This window comes from Sorangium sp. So ce176, from assembly GCF_051519835.1.
GTDB classification, from domain to species: domain Bacteria; phylum Myxococcota_A; class Polyangia; order Polyangiales; family Polyangiaceae; genus Sorangium; species Sorangium cellulosum_G.
Genome location: NZ_CP150371.1, coordinates 6,872,700 through 6,890,419, shown reverse-complemented (window position 1 = coordinate 6,890,419; position 17,720 = coordinate 6,872,700). Strand labels below are relative to the sequence as shown.

The 17,720-nt window shown below is 70.0% G+C and carries 14 protein-coding genes; 5 read left to right on the top strand and 9 right to left on the bottom strand.

Annotated features, from left to right (window positions below):
* Nucleotides 1–343: 343 nt before the first annotated feature.
* Entirely contained in the window at nucleotides 344–1,447 is a 1,104-nt protein-coding gene (locus tag WMF42_RS25765) for an FHA domain-containing protein (RefSeq protein WP_437685367.1), read from the top strand.
* 199 nt (nucleotides 1,448–1,646) lie between these two features.
* Here WMF42_RS25765 and WMF42_RS25760 read toward each other — a convergent pair whose 3' ends face one another.
* Both WMF42_RS25760 and WMF42_RS25755 read right to left on the bottom strand, forming a co-directional pair.
* Nucleotides 1,647–2,708, bottom strand: a complete 1,062-nt coding sequence (locus WMF42_RS25760) for a hypothetical protein (RefSeq protein WP_061613244.1) — start codon at nucleotides 2,706–2,708, stop codon at nucleotides 1,647–1,649.
* A 104-nt stretch (nucleotides 2,709–2,812) separates the two neighbouring features.
* Entirely contained in the window at nucleotides 2,813–3,520 is a 708-nt protein-coding gene (locus tag WMF42_RS25755) for a hypothetical protein (RefSeq protein ID WP_233562693.1), read from the bottom strand.
* Nucleotides 3,521–3,667: 147 nt separating this feature from the next.
* On the opposite strand from WMF42_RS25755, the gene WMF42_RS25750 reads away from it, so the two are divergent.
* The gene (locus tag WMF42_RS25750; RefSeq protein WP_233562694.1) at nucleotides 3,668–4,375 is read left to right on the top strand and encodes a hypothetical protein; all 708 of its coding nucleotides are present in this window, start codon (nucleotides 3,668–3,670) and stop codon (nucleotides 4,373–4,375) included.
* A gap of 128 nt (nucleotides 4,376–4,503) precedes the next feature.
* On the opposite strand, the gene tssG is transcribed toward WMF42_RS25750, so the two are convergent.
* The 5 genes from tssG to WMF42_RS25725 all read right to left on the bottom strand — a co-directional run bounded on the left by tssG (nucleotide 4,504) and on the right by WMF42_RS25725 (nucleotide 9,038).
* Complete coding sequence (tssG, locus tag WMF42_RS25745; RefSeq protein ID WP_437685364.1) at nucleotides 4,504–5,637, bottom strand: type VI secretion system baseplate subunit TssG; 1,134 nt, start codon at nucleotides 5,635–5,637, stop codon at nucleotides 4,504–4,506.
* Entirely contained in the window at nucleotides 5,601–7,370 is a 1,770-nt protein-coding gene (gene tssF / locus WMF42_RS25740) for a type VI secretion system baseplate subunit TssF (RefSeq protein ID WP_061613247.1), read from the bottom strand. The genes tssG and tssF overlap by 37 nt, the downstream gene beginning before the upstream one ends.
* Before the next feature lie 73 nt (nucleotides 7,371–7,443).
* Complete coding sequence (tssE, locus tag WMF42_RS25735) at nucleotides 7,444–7,863, bottom strand: type VI secretion system baseplate subunit TssE (RefSeq protein ID WP_061613248.1); 420 nt, start codon at nucleotides 7,861–7,863, stop codon at nucleotides 7,444–7,446.
* Between the two features lie 46 nt (nucleotides 7,864–7,909).
* A complete protein-coding gene (gene tssD / locus WMF42_RS25730) occupies nucleotides 7,910–8,395 on the bottom strand; it encodes a type VI secretion system tube protein TssD (protein ID WP_061613249.1) in 486 nt (161 codons plus the stop codon).
* 133 nt (nucleotides 8,396–8,528) lie between these two features.
* Complete coding sequence (locus WMF42_RS25725; RefSeq protein WP_061613250.1) at nucleotides 8,529–9,038, bottom strand: Hcp family type VI secretion system effector; 510 nt, start codon at nucleotides 9,036–9,038, stop codon at nucleotides 8,529–8,531.
* A gap of 538 nt (nucleotides 9,039–9,576) precedes the next feature.
* Between WMF42_RS25725 and WMF42_RS25720 the strand changes: the two genes are divergently transcribed.
* Nucleotides 9,577–10,494, top strand: a complete 918-nt coding sequence (locus tag WMF42_RS25720) for a hypothetical protein (RefSeq protein ID WP_434041214.1) — start codon at nucleotides 9,577–9,579, stop codon at nucleotides 10,492–10,494.
* A 317-nt stretch (nucleotides 10,495–10,811) separates the two neighbouring features.
* On the opposite strand, the gene WMF42_RS25715 is transcribed toward WMF42_RS25720, so the two are convergent.
* Both WMF42_RS25715 and WMF42_RS25710 read right to left on the bottom strand, forming a co-directional pair.
* Nucleotides 10,812–11,555, bottom strand: coding sequence for a hypothetical protein (locus WMF42_RS25715; RefSeq protein WP_233561230.1), 744 nt, complete (start codon nucleotides 11,553–11,555; stop codon nucleotides 10,812–10,814).
* Between the two features lie 39 nt (nucleotides 11,556–11,594).
* A complete protein-coding gene (locus WMF42_RS25710; protein ID WP_061606839.1) occupies nucleotides 11,595–12,893 on the bottom strand; it encodes a type VI secretion system-associated FHA domain protein in 1,299 nt (432 codons plus the stop codon).
* Between the two features lie 167 nt (nucleotides 12,894–13,060).
* Here WMF42_RS25710 and WMF42_RS25705 point away from each other — a divergent pair, with 167 nt between their 5' ends.
* Together WMF42_RS25705 and tssH are read left to right on the top strand one after the other, a co-directional pair.
* Nucleotides 13,061–14,941 carry a lytic transglycosylase domain-containing protein gene (locus WMF42_RS25705; protein ID WP_061606840.1) on the top strand — a complete coding sequence of 627 codons (1,881 nt, stop codon included), beginning with the start codon at nucleotides 13,061–13,063 and terminating at the stop codon, nucleotides 14,939–14,941.
* A gap of 37 nt (nucleotides 14,942–14,978) precedes the next feature.
* Nucleotides 14,979–17,678: a type VI secretion system ATPase TssH gene (gene tssH, locus WMF42_RS25700; RefSeq protein ID WP_155798175.1), complete on the top strand. Its 2,700-nt coding sequence runs from the start codon at nucleotides 14,979–14,981 to the stop codon at nucleotides 17,676–17,678.
* Nucleotides 17,679–17,720 lie beyond the last annotated feature (42 nt).

The window sequence follows — 17,720 nt, the reverse complement described above, 5'->3', positions numbered from 1 at the left end:
GCCGCGCGGCTTGAACGCGCGGCGCTTTTTTTCGTCAAGAGGGTCGTGGGCGCGATGGCGCCCGCTGTGCGCGCGGCGTCTCGCCCTCTCAGCCGCTGTGCGCGCGGCGCCCTGGCTTCGCATCACGCCTCCGCTTCACCGAACGACACCTGCATCGCGTCGCACCACCCGCGCATCACAGCATCCGCGCTCACCATGCGCGCTGCGCGCGCTCCTGCCGTCGGCCTTTCGTCTCGACGGATGTCAAGCGAATCGGTAGCCTCGTCGACGCATGAGGCCGTGCCCGAATTGCGCGTGGATGCTCAAGGAGACCGACACTGCCTGCTCGATGTGTGGCGCGAGCGTGGCCGGCGCATCTCCCGGAGCCTCTGTTCCGGTCGCGCCGCCGCCGGTGCAGGCGGGGGGCGCCTATGCTCAGCCAGGCCCTCCGGGCTACCCGGGGCAGCCGGGCGTCTCCGGCTACGGCGCCGCGGTGCCGCAGCCGGTGTCACCGGGCTACGGCGCGATGGGGGGCGGGCAGGGCGCCTATCCGCCTCCGCCCCAGCCGGTCGGGCTCGGGGGCAGCCTTGCTGCGCCTGCCTCGCCTGGCGGCGCCATCCCGTTCTCGACGGGCGCCGACGCTCCCTTCCCGGTCTCTCCGTGGGCGCGCGCAGCGCCCTCGGCGGGGCTCACGTCGCAGCCGTCGTCTCCTCCGGTGAACACGCCGGGGGTCACGCCTGCCCAGCCGCCGCTTGCGTCGCCGATCCCGGGCATGGTGCCCGGCGCGGCCCTCGGCGGCGCGATGGGGCAGCAGCCCGTGTCGCAGGCGCCGGTGTTCGGCGCGCCCCCGCAGATGGTCGCGCCCCCGCCGATGGTCACGCCGGGGCTGGTGGCGCCGCCGCCGCTGGTGCAGGGAGGCGCGGTGGCGCCGCCGCCGCTGGTGCAGGGCGGGGTGCCCGCGGCGACGCCGGGGCTGGTGGCGCCGCCGCCGCTGGTGCAGGGAGGCGCGATGGCGCCGCCGCCGCTGGTGCAGGGCGGGGTGCCCGCGGCGGTCCAGGTCAGGGCGCCGGCGATCGTCGCGCCGCCGGTGGTTCAGGGCGCGATGCCGGGCGTGGCACCGCAGGTGTCGGCGCAGCCGTCGCGCGTCCTCGTCGGCTTCATCGTGACGTTCCAGAACGATCCGGGCGGCAGCTTCTGGCCGATCCACAGCGGCCGCACCCAGATCGGGCGCGCCGGGGCGGACCCGGGGACGGGGATCGGGCTCGCCGACGCGAGCGCCTCCTCCCGTCATGCGTCGCTCCATGCGGACCCGACGACGGGCCAGGTCTTCATCGAGGACGACGGCTCGCGGAACGGCACCTTCGTCAACGAGCAGCGCCTCGCGCAGGGCGAGCGCCGGCAGCTCCGCGACAACGATCGGCTACGGCTCGGGAGCACGACGTTCGTGGTGAAGGTGCTGGTGGCGTGAGCTGAAGCGTCCCGCCTCGACCCAAAGGCAGCTCTGCGCCTGCAGCGGAAGAGAGGGGCGCCTCGGCGGGCGAGCTGCAATGCTTCTGGCGTAGAAGTCGAGGTGGCCAGCCCAGAGCGATCCTGTCGGCTGCGCGTGGCCAGCGGTGCGGCCCGGCAGGCGGTAGCCGATCGACGCCTCGGCCTGATACCAACCAGGGTTACTGTCCGCCTGCGCCACCCGAGCCGTCGGCACCGGCGCCGCCGCCCGTGGTAGCACCTGCGTTGCTGCTGTCAGGCGCCTGGCATTTGAGGAATCCGCTGCTGTCGAGCGCACATGGCATTCCTGCGCAATCTCCATTCACAGCACACGATTGACCATCGTCGCACCGCCTGCCGCAAAGCGTGCCTCCGCAGTCTACGTCGGTCTCGAGGCCGTCCTTCTGACCATTCGCGCAGATCGGCGCAGGAGGCGGGATGCGGCAATTGAAGTATTCGATCACTGCAGGGCCCTCGGAGACCTGCTTCACGATTTTATCGTTCTCCTTCACCTCCACCGTCGCCCCGCTCTGCGGGTAGTGAATGCTGAGCTTGATGAACCCCCCATAGGTCTCCACCGTCTCCGGCGCCGCCGGGTCGGCCTCCGGCGGAGGCTGGTTGCCAGGGCTCGCCTCCAGCACGGCTCGAGGCTGCAGCTTGTCTTGTCCTCTATCCGCGCACTCCTGGATGTCGGCGCGATTGAAGTGGTGCGATGTCCCGTCAGCGCAACTCACGTCGAGGGTGTCCCTACCCTCTGGAGTCGCCAGTGCGATGGTCCTGCCGATCTTGCTGGTGCTGTCGGTATCGGCATCCGCGCACTCTTTCGCGCCAGCGTCCACGTCCTCGGCGGTGCAGGGCACCTGAACGGTCACCGAGTAGCTGAATTCGCCAGAGAGCGTGACAGAACCGCACTCGGTTGCTTGGGCATCGAGGCGCTTGAACGCGACGCTTGTCGGTGGGAACGCGGTAATGTCAAGAGGCGGATCGAAGACGATTTGCCCGCCACCATCCAGGAAGCAGACGTCGAGCGTCTCTCGGCTTGCGAAGGTGCCGCTTGGTGAGCTCTCGTTCGAGGGCCAGCACTGATCTGACGTATCGACCCGGAATTTGTGATAGCAGCTGCTCGAGTCGTCGAGGAACACGCAGATGTTCTCGAACTCCTCGCCACAACCGGGCACAGAGACGGCTGCGGTCACGGCGAGGAGCGGGGCGACGGCGGCGGCGAGCAAGACGTAACGGCGCATGGGCGCAGTCTACGCGGTCTCCCTGCGGGTAGGCCAGACTCGCAGAGGTCGCCCGCAGCGACACCGGCGTGCGCCTCCGCCGCCCGCGCGCGGGCGGCGGAGGCTCACAGCTCGGCGTACGGCCCGGGGACGACGTACGCGTCGTCGTGGCCCGCGTACGTGAACACCCCCCAGCAGACGAGCTTGTACTTGATGGCGAACGCCATCGCCTCCCTCAGGCCCGCCTTCGGCGCGAGCACGGCGAGGTTCGAGCGGCGGACGCCCCACCAGCCCGGACCGTGCTGCAGCACCGCGTCGTGGAGATCCTGCGTGGCGTGCTTCGGGTCCTCGAGCACCGCGAGGCGCAGCCGGACGAACGACTTGTCGCTCGACGGGAAGTCGAACCAGTACAGGTTCGACCGCGCCTGCTTCGGGGCGATGCTCCCGGCGCCCTGCGCCGCGAGGAAGCGGGTGAGGTCGTCGGGCGAGAGCTTCTGGGTGACCGGGTGCGTGTCGACGCCCTGGCACGTCTCGGGGCCGACCTTGAACTCGCCCAGCGTGAGCGACGGATCGGCGCCGTTCTCGGGTGTCAAGAGGTACCTGTCGATGTCGGGCAGGTCGCTCGGGTATTCGACGCCGGCGTCGATGCCGCTGCACGCCGGGACCCCCAGCGCAAGCGCGAGGGCCGCTGCCAGCGCAGGGCGTCGGGGCGCGCGGCGGCTGGGCGCCGGACGCTCGCGATCGGGGCTCATGCTGCGGGGGGGGCTCGGCGCGCTCGCCGCCGGTGCTCCGGCGGGCGCGTCCTTGCGGCTCGGTTTGCTTTCGTTCGACATGGCTCTCTCGCGGCACCTGGAGCGCCGCCTCGATCGGCGGGCGCAGCGCTACCCGGGCCGGGCAATCATTCAATGCGGGACGCCTCGAGGGCAAACTCCTCTGCGAACATTTGGCTGGCGCGCCCCCGCTGGCCTAGAGTTCGGCCGATGAGGCACCCCGGAATGCCGATGCTCGCGCACGCCCCCGCCCTCCGCGCCAGGCGTCCGCTCGCAGCCACCCCACGGCGCGCTGGAGCGTCCTGCGCGGCCGTCGCCGCGATCGCGCTGCTCGCAGGCTGCGGCGGGTCGCCCAGCGCGCCCAGGCAGGACGACGTCTTCTACCTGCACGGCGCGGCCGGCCTCCTCAGCAAGGACTCGAGCTTCGAGGTGTACTTCCCGCCGCTCGATGCCCCGGCCACGGAGCGTGTGCCCCGCAGAATCGGCGTGGGCCTCATGAACGGCGACGTCCGCATGAGCCGCCCGATGGACTGGAACGTCGGCGGCGCTGACTACACGCCCGAGCGCCGGTTCATCACGTACCAGTCCCCGCGCCAGTTCCTTTTCTCGATCTACGAGCGCATCGACAGCCCCGAGGATCCGTGGCCCGACGTGCTCAAGCGCTACGAGGCCGACCTCGAGGAGCAGGGCGCCGAGATCCTCTCCGGTCGCGCGCCTGTGGCGACCGCGAACACGCAGGGGCGCAGCTACGTCGTCAAGGCGAAGATCCCCTCGAAGCCCGTCTCCGAGGCGTTCGCCCACGAGATCCTCATCCGGAGCCCGCGCCGCATCCTGCTCGTGCAGATCGTGCACCACCAGAACATCGACGCGAACGCCGACGAGATCACGGCCGCGCTGCAGAGCCTCACCGTTTACTGACCCTCGGGAGCCGCGTCCGCGCTCGCTGACACCGGGCGCGCTCACGGCCATCGGGCGCGCCGCTACCTCGCTCACCGGCGCTGCGCGTCGCGCTCGCGGCGCGCTGCTCCGGCTCCGCTCGAGCTCGCTCACATCGGCGGGGGTTCGCCCCGGTCCTCGTCGTCCGCATCGTCGCTGCCCGCGAGGTGCTTGTCGTCGAGCGGGATCGTGATCACGAGCCGCTCCGCCGCAGAGCCGCCGATCCACGCGGTGCGTTTGAGCGTCGCGGCGCGCGGCGAGCCGAGCTGGAACCGCGGCGCCTCCTCCGTGTCCACGTGGATCTCGAGCATCACGTCGTGGATGCCCGGCGTGAACGTCTCGATGATGCCGCGGACGAGCTCCTGACGGTGGCCCCCGGGCAAGAAGGAGAGGTACTCGTCGTAGCCGACGGGGCCGAGCACGACCTTGTAGCGGCCCGAGCCGTCGAACACGTAGCGCCCCAGGGTCAGGCTCTCGCCGAGCTGGTGGTTCATCACGCCGAGCTTGTTCCTGAACGGCTTCTCGATCTTCGTCCAGTGACCGACGAACTGCTCGATGCGCACGTCGATGTTCCCCAGCATCTCGGACAGCACGGTCTCGAGGCTCCGCGCCGAGCGCGACTTCGAGGCGAGGATGGGCGCGTAGCGGAGGAAGAAGAAGCGATCGAGCGGCGTCTCGTAGTCGCGGAACCCGTCGAGCCCGACCGCGCAGAGCATGCGGCGCGAGAACGGATCGGCGCCCTGCTTGCGGTAGGTGACGGGCAGCCGGTACTTTGTCCACGCGCGGTAGAGCAGCGACAGGAGCCGGTGATGGAAGACGTCGAGGAGCTCGCGGATCGGCTGCGGCCCGCCCTGGTAGTCGGCCAGCGCGATCTGCTCGATGAAGTACGCCGGCAGCGGCGACACCGAGCCGTACAGGCCGAGGAACGTGGTCGAGACGCGCGCGCGCTGCACCGCGTCCGGCGACTTGACCATCGCGAGCTCGCTCACGTCGCTCGACGCGAAGATGAGCGACGGGTCGCCGCGCAGCCGGATGCGCTCGTCCTGCACGGGCCCGAGCTGGCCCACCGGCGGCGCGGCGGGGAAGAGCCGCTCGAGCAGGTAGATGAGGCGATAGTACGAGAAGCGCGGCGCGGTCGCCTCGAAGCGCCGGAGCGTCTCCAGCGCGGCGGGGTCGGCGCTCGCGGCGCCTCTCGACGCAGCGGCCTTCAGATCAGGGTCAGGCTGCCGCTCTTCGGCTCCCATTTGTGCACCACGCGTGTGTTCGTGCCGGTGACCGTCAGCTGCGTGAACGAGTTCAGCGAGACGTAGGACCCGAGCATCTCGTTCAGGATGCTCGCGAACAGGTACATCTCCCCCTCGCCGACGAACCCGCCCTCATCGAGCTCGACGTCGACCGCCACGCCGCGCACGGGCGCTCCGCGGTACAGCCGATCCGTCGGCCGCACCCGGATCGACTTGATCGCGGCCAGACGGAGCTGGTTGGCGCGCGCCGCCTGGCGGTCGACGATCGCCTGAAAATTGTAGAGATCGACCGTCGCCCGGAGCACCTCGAGCTCGGTGATCGATCGGTAGCTCATCGCCATGTGCGCCAGCACGCGCCACTGCAGCTCGCGCCCGATGGGCGGCGGGAGCGGCGCGGTGACGCCGGCGAGGTTGGTGAAGCTCGCCACCGCGGGAGAGGTCGCCGTCGGCACCCGGAGATCGCCGACCCTGAGCTGCGCCGGCAGGCGGCGGTTCGTGCTCGTCGCCTCGATGCTGATCACGTCGAACTCGGGCAGGGCCCCCGCGTCCTGCGGCGAGCCGAACGACAGGTACATGTCGATCCCGTCGCCGATCGCGGCGGGGCGGAGGTGCGCCTGATAGAAGATGGTCCGCGCGGCGGCCTCGGGATCGAGCTCGTGCTGGAAGCTGAAGAACGAGGGGATCTCGACGCGCTGGCTCGTGCGCCGGGCGATCCCGACGACCTTGTCGATGCTGTGGATCTCGAAGGCGGAGGGCGCCGCGCCCGCCGGGCGGCAGAGGTACTCGTGCTTGGTGGCCTCGGGCTTGATCGGATCGCTCGTGTGCTCGAACAGGTTGACGACCGGCGAGCAGAACAGCCGGAGGTTCTCCTTGCCGACCCGCGTCCCCGGCGGGAGCCCGTCCTTGAACTGCAGCAGGATCGCGAACCGGTCGGAGATCCGCTCCGCCGAGAGCGCCTGGAGGCCGGTCACCTCGAAGAACGCGAACTTCTGCGGCAGCGTGAAGAACTCCTGGAGCAGGCGGAAGCCGGGGTACACGGTCTTCGGGTACGGGATCAGCGCCTCCTCGTCGGTGAAGCCGGTGAGCCGCACGGCGCGCGCGGGGAGCGACGCGATCGTCGTGTCGCGACCCGCGGCGTCGACCGCGGCGAGCGCGACGGTGTCGACGTGCGCGCCGACCCAGAGGCGGAGGTCGTCCTGGAGCCGGCGCTCGCCGTGGATGTAGAAGCGCAGCGACGAGAGCGACAGGCTCGACAGCGCGGCTCCCCCCGTCAGGCGAAGCTCGACGCGGAGCGTCTGCGCGAGCTGCGCGCCCGTGTCGACGCGCACGTCCTCGACCGCGAGCGGGACCAGCTCGACGTCCTGCGTCGTGCGGAACCGGCACGAGATGCCGTCGACCGGCACCGACCCGACCTCCGCGTGCCGGGCCACGACGAGCTTCTCGCGCACGACGTTCGGCAGCGGCGTGAACTCGATGATCGACGTCGCCGGGATCTGACGGAGGTAGTGCGGGAAGAGCAGCGACGCGACCGAGTGGATCACCTCGGGGAGCTCGTCGTCGAGCTTCTGGCGGATCTTGCCGGTCAGGAAGGCGACGCCCTCGAGCAGCCGCTCGACGTCGGGGTCGCCGCCGCGCTCCGCGAGCATGGGCGCGATCCCGGGATAGGCGGCGGCGAACTCCCGCCCCAGATCGCGCAGGTAGGTGAGCTCGTCCTGGTAGTACTTGTTGAACATCCTCTCGCCACCGCCAGTCGACCGCCGGGGCCGAGGCGTGTCAACCGCCGAGCGCCCCGGCGGCCGATGGACCCTACGTCATCCGGACGTTGCCGCTCTGGTCCACCGCGGCGCCGAGCCGGAGCGCCTGGCGCCTGCCGTCGGAGAACTGGATCTGCGCGGTGATCTCGAACTCGAGGACCATGGCCTGGGTCGCGTCGCTGCGCAGGTGCCGGACCTGGACGTTCTTCAGCCGTGGCTCGTAGGTCTGGATGCAGTTCTTGATCGAGCGCTGCACCAGGCCGATCGCCTCGGGGAACTCGTGCAGCACCTCGGACACCTCCATGAGGCCGTAGTCCGGGCAGGTCAGCGAGCTGCCCTGGCGGGTATTCAGCATGTGCCCGAGGTGCGCCAGGATCGCCGACTCCAGGTCGTGATCCCTGTACGTGTGCCGCTCCGTCGAATGCGGGTCGGCAGCGTGCATGATGCGGGTAAGGAGCGATGCGCCGGCCACGGCGCAATCGTAGATCAGCTCGCGCCTCGAGCGGAAGCCCGCCCGTTCAGCGGGGCGTCAGCCAGTCGTCCTCCGCGGAGAGGCCCCCGTCGTTCCAGGTCCAGATGACCTTCTGGTACGTGAACGCGACCTCCTCCTGCTCGGGCACCCGCGCCAGCGCCGGGTTCCTCACGTTGAAGACGTGGAACTGGATGCTCGAGATGTTCGCGTTCGTGAGCTGGACCGTGAAGACCGGCCGCTCGACGCCGATCGCGACCGACCGGTAGAACTGGAGCTGCCAGTGCGGGATGTTCTCGTTGTGGCTGAGGATGTCGAGGAGGTGCGGGGTGGACCGGTCGAGATCCTTCGTGACGATGAATGGCTTGTGCATCCGCTTGCCTGTCGGGCGCCCGGTCACTGGGTCGCGCGGGCCGACAAGCGAGTGGAACACCTCAGTCACCAGGATGCTACCTTCACGCCCCTTCTGCGTGACGGAACCCCTGATTTCCCCTTGTCTTGCGCCGACGAGTCTGAGGTAGGCGTGGAGGGGCATGCCAACATTCTGATCCTGCTGCGCGTGATGGCCATGCCTGATTTGAGGCCCCCTGGCACCCCAGATCAGGACGACAAACGCAACCGGGCGACCCGAAGGCCGCCCGGTGCGACGAGACCTCAGCCGCTAGGCGCTACTGGTTCGGCGCCTCCCAGTCGTCGTCCGCCTGGCGGGCGCCGTCGCCGTCGTCGTACGACCACTCGATCTTCTGGTACGTGAAGGCGATCTTCTCGTACTCGGGGATCTCCCGGGCGTCGGGCCGGCGGGTGTTCTCCATGTAGAAGTCGATGCTCGCGACGGTCGCGTTCGTGAGCTTGACCGTGTAGTGGTTCTGCTCCTTGCCGATGTTCTTCGACGCCTGGGTACCCGGCGTGTAGAACTTGAGCTCCCACTCCGAGATGCTCTCGTTGTTGACCAAGGCGTTGTAGAGGAGGGGGGTGGCCTTGTCGAGCTCCTTCGTGATCACGAAGGGCTTGTGCTGGCGCTTCCCGCTCGGCATTCCGGTCGCCGGATCACGCGGGCTCACGATCTGATGCTGCACCGCGATGATGGCGACCGACTTCTCGCGGCCCTTCTGGGTGACCGAACCGTCGATCGCACCCTGCGTGACACCCTTCAGCTTAAGATGAGCTTGCAACGCCATGATCAAATGCCTCTTCCTTCAAGGTCTCGCCGCCTGGGCTCAGTCTACGCCCCATTGCGCGCTGGCAGACGGTCCGTCCCGTCGGGAGTAGGAGTCTGGATACTAGAGATAAGACTCTCATCGTATCTCTATCCCTGCTCGTCGCAGGGAGTCCAGAAGGTAACTCCCTATATGGGAGCGTCAAGACTTTTGTGTCCCAGAACAGCGGGTGCGCTGAGCGCCCCTTGGTTCCCGATGGCCGAAATATTCCGTCGGCGTGACACCGCTTCGATGGGGAGGCATGGCCGTGTCCAGCGCGTTGCGAAGCCGCGGACACTGTGCGCGACGTGACAATGAGCGATGCGACGGCTCGATCCTGAGGTGGGCGCGACAGCCGAGATGGAGAACAAGGTGGCCTGGCCGGCCAACGCGGCTGGCCGGCCAATGGGTGGCCGGCCAGCGTGTGGCCGGCGAGCGGGGCAGGCAGGCCACACGCTGGCCGGCCACGCGTTCGGTCGCGAACTCGCCTCGGCGAGGCCTTGCATGATACGAAGGGCGCGTGAGCATCGTTCGTTTCGGCTCTGTCGTCGGCCTGGGGCTCGCCGCCGCCCTCACGGGCTGCGGATCGTACCCCGAGCAGCCTCACGGCGAGCTGCAGACACGCAAGCAGAACCCGATCCCGGTGTGCACCGCCCAGCTTCCGCCCGCGCGGCGCGCGGCGGGCGACAGGGCCGCCGTCCGCACCCTCGACGCCGATCAGTGGCTGGGGATCGTCGTCCCCAGCTACAGCGAGGAGCGCGGGATCGGGCCGACCGACGTCGACTGCACCGGCCACTACGTGTTCGCCAACGAGACGCTGCGCGGCGGCATCTCGAAATCCGGCTGGCCACGCAAGATCGACCCTGACGAGGTCGAGATCCGCTCGGGGCCGGAGGGGCTGCGCGCGATCTGGGTGCGCGTCCTCAAGTTCGAGAACGGCGACGAGGGCGGCCTCGTCGCGCTCGTGCGCGCGGCCGGCGATCGCGCGGACGTCTACGGCGTCGGCAGCTTCCGCGCGCCGGCGAAGGGGACCAAGCTGTCGCCGGTGCGCCTCGGTAACGACAACCTCGTCGTGGCCGAGACGAAGAGCTGCCCCGATCCCGACGACTGCCGGCAACGAGCCCACTTCTACCTCGCGCGGAGGGGGCGGCTGATCGAGGCCGCCTCCGTCGACCTGGAGCGGACCGCGGTGGTCCCCTCGGTCACGGAGCGCGGGCTCTACGCCCGCTACATGCTGCGCACCGACGTCTCGTACAAGCCGAACGGGATCCAGCTCCTCGAGCAGGTGCGGGTGAAGATCGTGAAGTACGAGGACGGCAACCGCGACAGCGACCGCGAGCTCCGCCGCGTCGAGTTCCAGCGCTTCCTCCGGGTGGAGCGGGACACGCTCTTCTCGTCGAACGATCCGCTCTGGGAGCGCGTCGTCGGACAGGACTAGAACGGCAGCGGCGGCAAGGGGCCGGAGGGGGGAGCCGGGGGGGCGGGCGGGGGCCCGCCGAACGCGCAGGACGCGCGGCTCGCCCGAGCGAGGCGCGGACGCGCCGCGCGTGGATCTGCTCGGACATCGGCCCGTGCCCGCCCGCCCCCCCGCGCTCCCCCCTCCGGCCTCCTGGCCGCTCCATCGGGGGGATGGAGGGGGGCGCCGCCTCGAGGGCGTGACGTTGTGCCGAAGCTGGAGGAGGGCTGTCCGACGAGGGGGCGGCGGTGTCGTCGCCAGCGAGGTCACAGCCTCGCCGGCGAGGCGAGGCGAGGCGGCTACCAGCAGAACAGGGCGTTGCCGTAACCGCAGTTCGGGCGCTGGAACATCGCGTAGGCCGTGCCGACGGCCAGACCGCTGAGGAAGCCGGTGACGCCGCCGATCGCGATCTGACCGGCGTGCTCGTGCGGTCGCGTGCCCTCGGGGGCGACGCTGCGGGCGATCGAGGTGACCACCGAGGCGGTGAGAGGGAAAGCCACATTGCCGATGAAGCCACCGGCGTTGAAGCGGCCAGAGGAGTAACGGAACGTGTCGACCAGGAAGATGCCCGTGCCAGCGCCCGTCGCGCCCCACGAGGCGAATGCGTGCGTGGAAGGGCCGCCGAAGGACTCGCAGTTCGAGTCGGACACGGCCGTCTTCGTCTGGTCAATCCCACAACCCCGGCGCGGCGATTCGATCGCGCCCTTGATCGGCAGGTCCACGAGCAGCGTCAGCGCCGTCATGGTCATGGCAGGCGCCAGAACCGAGAAATGCCAGCGCCCCTTCCAGCCGACCGTGGCCTCCGGATCGCTGTAGTAGACGCGCGGCATCAGGAAGACGACCGATGTCCCCAGCACGAGGCTCACATCCGAGACCGTGGCCCAGCTCTCATCGCGGCGTACCGTCGTCTGCGCAGCCGCCTCGCCGGGGGCGAGGAGGCACGCGGCGACGGCCAGACAACCTGCTGCTACGACTTTCTCCCTGATTCGCATGAACGGCGCCTCGCGTTCGGCTGCGCCACCGGCGAAGATCGGCGAGCCCAAGGCGCGGCTCGCCGCATGAAGCCCCGCCGTTGAGGGGCGCTACCGTTTGTTCGGATTCCCAGAGACGGGGAAGCGGACGATGCTCCGGCCTCCCGACTCGCCGGATGACACGTAGTCCTCTGCGGCGGTCGCAGCGTACGCCCGGTAGAACTGCTCGCCAAATATTTCCCGAAACGTCTCCTTGTCCTCGCCCGAGTAGTCGCCGTGGCGGCGCTCGTACAGCCGCCAGAGCTCCTCGTACTTGTTCGAGAACAGCCCGCCTTTCTTGCCCTCGCGCTCGAGCTTCTCCTCGAGCGTCTTCGGCGCGAGCTTCACGAGCAACGACCGGACACCCCCCATCACGCCGCTCAGGAGCGCCATCTGGTGGCTCATCACGTCGGCGAAGATCTCCTGCAGCTGGCGCGCGGCGTCCGCGCCCCCCTCGGGCGTGAGCAGCACCGTGCCGAGCGCCTTCGCGTCCTTCACGGTCGCGACCTTGTCGGTCTCCGCGGAACGATCGCGCGCGAGCACCTCGGCCTCGAACGTCTGGTAGCCGTCCCGCAAGCTCACGAAGCACTTCAGGAAGACCTCCATCGTGTCGCGGAGCCGCCGCGCGAAGTTGACGATGCCCGCGACGTCGTCCGGGGGCTTCGTGCCGGGCGAGAGGGCGCTCGCCAGCTCCGAGAGCGCCGCGAACGCGGCGTTCGCCGGGGCCAGCTCGCCGAGCGTGCGGTAGTCGACGCCGTAGTACTGCGAGATCTTCTGGAAATCGCGCTCCGCGAGGACGCTCGGGTGCTCTTCGCCCAGCCGGCGCAGGTAGCTCTGGCGCGCGTCGGGCGGGAGCCGCGCGAGGTGATCCCAGATCATCCGGTAGACCGCGGCCCACGCGGTTCGGTACGCCTCCAGGTACGGGACCACCTGACGCAGGTACGGGTCCTCGCCGCCGGGCGCGGCGCGCTTCTGCGGCGTGAGCAGCGCGGAGAGGTGCTCGCCGCTCGTGCCGAGCAGCGTGCCGTCGTTCGGGCTCTCGGCCTTCAGCGGCGCCTCGATGATCGCGAGCCGGATCTGGATCGGGCCGATCGTGATCTCCGGCTGGCTGCTCACGTCGACCGACGTGTCGCGCGCCAGCCGGTGCCCCGCGAACATCGTCCCGTTCGTGGAGCCGAGGTCGCGGACGAGGATCCGGCGATCGCGGACGTCCACGTCCACCGCCGCATGAAACTGGGAGATGTACGGCCGGTCGATGTGAAGATCGTTCAGCTGGTTCCTGCCGATCCGGACAGGGAAGCGCTCGAACGAAGCGTCGAAGCTTTGGTTGGCCTGGGTGTCGGACACGCGGGCCGAGAGCGCCGCCGGCATGCGTGCAGACTAGCAGACCCGCTCCTCCGCACGGGAGTGCCTGACGTCGCTCCGCGCCACGCGGTCCCCCGACGCGACCCCCGACCGCCTACCCGCGGCAGCCGGCGCCCCCGCGCGCGGTGGGTTTGTTGACCTATTTGCCTACATGGTGCGACCTTAAACCACACATGAGCCTCGTCGATAAGATCCCTCCCATGGTCTCGGCCCTGGCGTTTGGCTACGGGGTCGGGATGGCGGCGCCGCAGTCGGCGATCTCGTCGGTCCAGTCGGCGGTGTCGACCTACCAGGTGGGCGGAGCGCGGACCACGGCGCCCATCACGGCCGCGGCGCTCGCCGCCTTGCCGCCGACGTACGCGCCGCCGACGTACGCGCCGCCGGCGCGCGGGCTCGGCGCGACGGCGGCGCCGCCGGGGAGCGAGTCCCGGGAGCTGTCGCGGCTGCGCGACATGACGGGGCACGACGCGCGGGAGGGCGCCTCCTGCGAGCTGGAGCGGCCGAGCTACTCGCGGCCGCCGCGCGCGTTCTCCGCCGAGGGCAGCTACGCCGACGACGTGGACGACCTCGACGCGGCCGGCGCCGAGGCGCTCTCGAGGCTGCAACTGCCGGACCTCCGGCTCGCCGTGTCGCGCCGCACCCTCAAGTACGTCCGCTTCTTCACGCGCACCGACCGCGGGCGGAACATGTTCGAGACGTGGCTGAAGCGCAGCGGGCGCTACCAGGAGGTGATCCAGGCCGAGCTCAGGGACCGGCGGCTGCCGGAAGATCTCATCTGGGTGGCCATGATCGAGAGCGGCTTCGACCCGACGGCGAAGTCTCCGGCAGGCGCCGTCGGGCTGTGGCAGTTCATGCCCGCCACCGGGGCCGTCTACGGGCTCCAGCAGAGCCGGCACCTCGACCAGCGGAAGAACCCGCGCCTCGCCACGCAGGCGGCTGCCCACCACCTGCGCGATCTCTACATGCGCTTCGGGAGCTGGGACCTCGCGCTCGCGGCCTACAACATGGGCTACGAGCAGCTCCTCGACCGGATCGATCGGTACGGCACGTCCGACTTCAACGAGCTGGCGCGCCAGCAGGCGATCCCGTCGGAGACGGCGGCCTACGTGCCGAAGATCGGGGCGGCGGCGATCGTGGCGAACAACCTGGAGCGGTTCGGCTTCGAGCAGGTCGAGGTGAGCCGGCCGGTCGACGCCGCCGAGATCGCGGCGCCGCCCGGGACGCCGCTCAAGACGCTGGCCAAGGCGGCGGGCGTCGCTACCTCGACGCTGCGGAAGCTGAACCCCGACATCCTGGGAGACCGCGTGCCGCCCGGCCGCGGGGACTTCCTCGTGATGCTCCCGTCGGACACGCTGGCCCGCGCGCAGGCGGCGCTGCCCGCCATGCTCTCCACGGAGCTGCTCTCCACCGACGACACGTCGATCCTCGATCCCGTCGACCTGCTCGGCGGACGCGACTTCGCGCCTCGCAAGGGGTATCGCGACGACGAGAGCTTGCTCTCGCTCCTCCCGAAGCCGCGGAAGCGGACGGCCGACCCGCTGGATACGGCCGACGACGATCGCGCCGCGGGCCGCAAGCGGCGCTCGATGCGCGATCCCGTGGCCACGGCGTCGCTCGACGACGGCGCGGGCGGTCCGACCGATGAAGACGAGGCGGGCCGCGCCCCGCTGCGGTCGAGGCCCGCGCGTGGGCAGGCGAAGCGCGAGGTGATGCTCTACCGCGTCGGGCCCGGCGACACGCTGATCGGCGTGGCGCGGCAGTTCGTCATAGACGTCGAGGACGTCGCGCGCGATAACGGCATTGATCCGGACCAGAAGCTCCGCGTCGGGGCCCTGCTGAAGCTGCGGATACGGCCCGACATGGTGGACCGCGCGTCCGCCGGCGAGGCGCACGCCGCGCAGGCGAAGGACGACAAGCGCCCAGACGACGCCGCGCCGCGCAGCGAGGTGACCCGCGGCGGGGCCAAGCCGCCCGCGCGCGAACGCGGCGAGGCCGGCGGGGCCGAGGGCCGCGCCCCGGAGGCCCCGGAGAAGAAGCGCAAAGGGCGAGGCTGACGACGGCGCTTTCGGACGAGGGCGCGCCTCGGTTAGCATGCCGCGCATGCAGCTCGTCGACACCAAGGCCATCGTCAAGCGACTCACCAAGAACTGCACTTCAGCCCTCGAGGCGGCGATTGGCCAGTGTGTCAACGCGCGCCACTACGAGGTCACCCTCGAGCACCTGCTCCTCGCGCTGCTCGACGACGCGAACTCCGACATCGCGTTTCTCGTATCCCACTATGATCTCGACCCGTCGCACCTCCGCGCGGCGCTCCAGCGCAGCCTGGAAGAGCTGAGGAAGGGCAACGCCGGGAGGCCAGTGCTCTCGCCGACGATGCTCGAGTGGATGCAGGACGCCTATCTGGTCGGATCCATGGAGTACGGCTACCAGCGGGTGCGGAGCGGCGTGCTCTTCCAGCGCCTCGTCCAGCAGCCGACCCGCTACTCAGTGAGCAGCATCGGCGCTTACCTCGAGGGCATCTCGAAAGACGATCTCAAGAACAACCTCCCCAAGATCGTCTCCGGCTCGAAGGAGGAGGCCGAGGCCGCCGCGGCGTCCGCGGGCGCGCCCGGGGCGGGGAAACTACCGGCAGGGATGGCGAGCGCCGGACCCGACTCGGCGCTTGCGAAGTTCTGCGTCGACTACACGGGCAAGGCGCGCGCAGGGCAGATCGACCCGATCTTCGGCCGCGAGCGGGAGATCCGGCAGGTCATCGACATCCTCGCGCGCCGGCGCAAGAACAACCCGATCATCGTCGGCGACGCGGGCGTCGGGAAGACGGCGCTCGTCGAGGGGCTCGCGCTGCTCATCGTCGAGAGCACGCCGGAGAACCCGAAGGTGCCGCCGCTCCTCCAAGGGGTCGACATCCTCGGGCTCGACATGGGGCTCCTCCAGGCGGGCGCCGGCGTGAAGGGCGAGTTCGAGAACCGGATGAAGCAGGTGATCGCCGAGGTGAAGGGGTCGCCGAAGCCGATCATCCTCTTCATCGACGAGGCGCACACGCTGATCGGCGCGGGCGGGCAGCAGGGCGGCGGCGACGCGGCCAACCTGCTCAAGCCGGCGCTCGCCCGCGGCGAGCTCCGGACGATCGCGGCGACGACGTGGAGCGAGTACAAGAAGTACATCGAGAAGGACGCGGCGCTCGAGCGGCGCTTCCAGCCGGTCAAGGTCGACGAGCCGAGCGAGCCGGCGGCCGTCGTCATGCTCCGCGGGCTGCGGCCGAAGTTCGAGCAGGCCCACAACGTCATCATCCAGGACGAGGCGGTGACCGCGGCCGTGCGGCTGTCGGCGCGCTACCTCACCGGCAGGCAGCTCCCGGACAAGGCGGTCGACCTGCTCGACACCTGCGCGGCCCGCGTGAAGGTCGCGCTGCAGCAACGCCCGGCCGCGGTCGAGGACGCGGAGATCCTCATCGTGAACACCGAGACCGAGCTCAGCGCGCTCGAGCGGGATCGCGACAGGGGCGTGCACATCGATCAGGAGCGGGTCGGCGCGCTGAAGGACAGGCTCGCGAAGGCGAAGACCGAGCTCGAGACGGTGCGCGCCGCGTACGCGAAGGAGACGGCGGGCACGCAGCGGGTCATCGACGCCCGCAAGAAGATGGACGAGGCCAAGACGAACGAGGAGCGCGACGCCGCGCGCCGCGAGGTGGTCAAGGCCCTCGACGAGCTCAAGCAGAGCCAGGGCGAGGTGCCGCTGGTCCGGCCGGACGTCGACGAGGCGATGGTCGCGAGCGTCGTCGCGGCATGGACGGGCATCCCCGTCGGCAAGATGGTCCAGGACGACGTGAAGGCGCTCCTCGAGATGGAGGATCGGCTGACCCGGCGGATCAAGGGGCAGACGCACGGCATCGTGAGCATCTCCAAGGAGCTGCGGAGCGCGCGCGCGGGCCTGAAGCCGCTGAGCACGCCGCAGGGCGTGTTCCTGCTCGTCGGGCCGAGCGGCGTCGGCAAGACGGAGACCGCGCTCGGGATCGCCGACCTCATGTTCGGCGGCGAGCGGATGATGACGGTCATCAACATGTCCGAGTTCCAGGAGAAGCACACGGTCTCCCGGCTCATCGGCTCGCCCCCCGGCTACGTCGGCTACGGCGAGGGCGGCATGCTCACCGAGGCCGTGCGCCAGCGGCCCTACACGGTCGTGCTCCTCGACGAGGTCGAGAAGGCCGACCCCGACGTGATGAACCTGTTCTACCAGGTGTTCGACAAGGGCATGCTGAGCGACGGCGAGGGGCGGCTCGTCGACTTCAAGAACACGGTCATCATCCTCACGAGCAACCTCGCGACCGACAAGATCACGAACATGACGATCGCGGCGCGCGAGGAGGACCCGGCGCGGCGGCTCGACGCGGACGGGGAGTTCATCAAGGAGATCGTCGAGGCGATCAAGCCTACGCTCTCGGCGCACTTCAAGCCGGCGCTGCTCGCCCGCATGACCACGGTGCCGTACCTGCCGATCTCGCCGGACGCGCTCGGCGAGATCACGCGGCTCAAGCTCGACGCGCTCGTCGACCGCCTGCGCAAGAGCCAGCGGATCGAGGCGTCGTACTCGGACGCGCTCGTCGATACGATCGCGGCGCGCTGCACCGAGGTCGACACGGGCGCGCGCAACATCGATCACATCCTCCGGGCGTCGCTCCTGCCGCAGCTCTCGGTCGCCGTCCTCGAGAAGATGGCGGAGGGGTCGCTCCCGAAGCGGCTCCAGATCGGGGTCGACGCCGAGAAGAACTTCACGATCGCGTTCTCGGACTGATCGACGCCCCCTGCGCACCGAAAGTTGTACGGGCCGCGGGAC

Bases quoted from the DNA above. Each gene is read 5' to 3' on its own strand.
- WMF42_RS25760 (WP_061613244.1), bottom strand. From the start codon at position 2,708: ATGCGCCGTTACGTCTTGCTCGCCGCCGCCGTCGCCCCGCTCCTCGCC.
- WMF42_RS25755 (WP_233562693.1), bottom strand. From the start codon at position 3,520: ATGTCGAACGAAAGCAAACCGAGCCGCAAGGACGCGCCCGCCGGAGCA.
- WMF42_RS25750 (WP_233562694.1), top strand. From the start codon at position 3,668: ATGAGGCACCCCGGAATGCCGATGCTCGCGCACGCCCCCGCCCTCCGC.
- tssG (WP_437685364.1), bottom strand. From the start codon at position 5,637: ATGGGAGCCGAAGAGCGGCAGCCTGACCCTGATCTGAAGGCCGCTGCG.
- tssF (WP_061613247.1), bottom strand. From the start codon at position 7,370: ATGTTCAACAAGTACTACCAGGACGAGCTCACCTACCTGCGCGATCTG.
- tssD (WP_061613249.1), bottom strand. From the start codon at position 8,395: ATGCCCCTCCACGCCTACCTCAGACTCGTCGGCGCAAGACAAGGGGAA.
- WMF42_RS25725 (WP_061613250.1), bottom strand. From the start codon at position 9,038: ATGGCGTTGCAAGCTCATCTTAAGCTGAAGGGTGTCACGCAGGGTGCG.
- WMF42_RS25710 (WP_061606839.1), bottom strand. From the start codon at position 12,893: ATGCCGGCGGCGCTCTCGGCCCGCGTGTCCGACACCCAGGCCAACCAA.
- WMF42_RS25705 (WP_061606840.1), top strand. From the start codon at position 13,061: ATGAGCCTCGTCGATAAGATCCCTCCCATGGTCTCGGCCCTGGCGTTT.
- tssH (WP_155798175.1), top strand. From the start codon at position 14,979: ATGCCGCGCATGCAGCTCGTCGACACCAAGGCCATCGTCAAGCGACTC.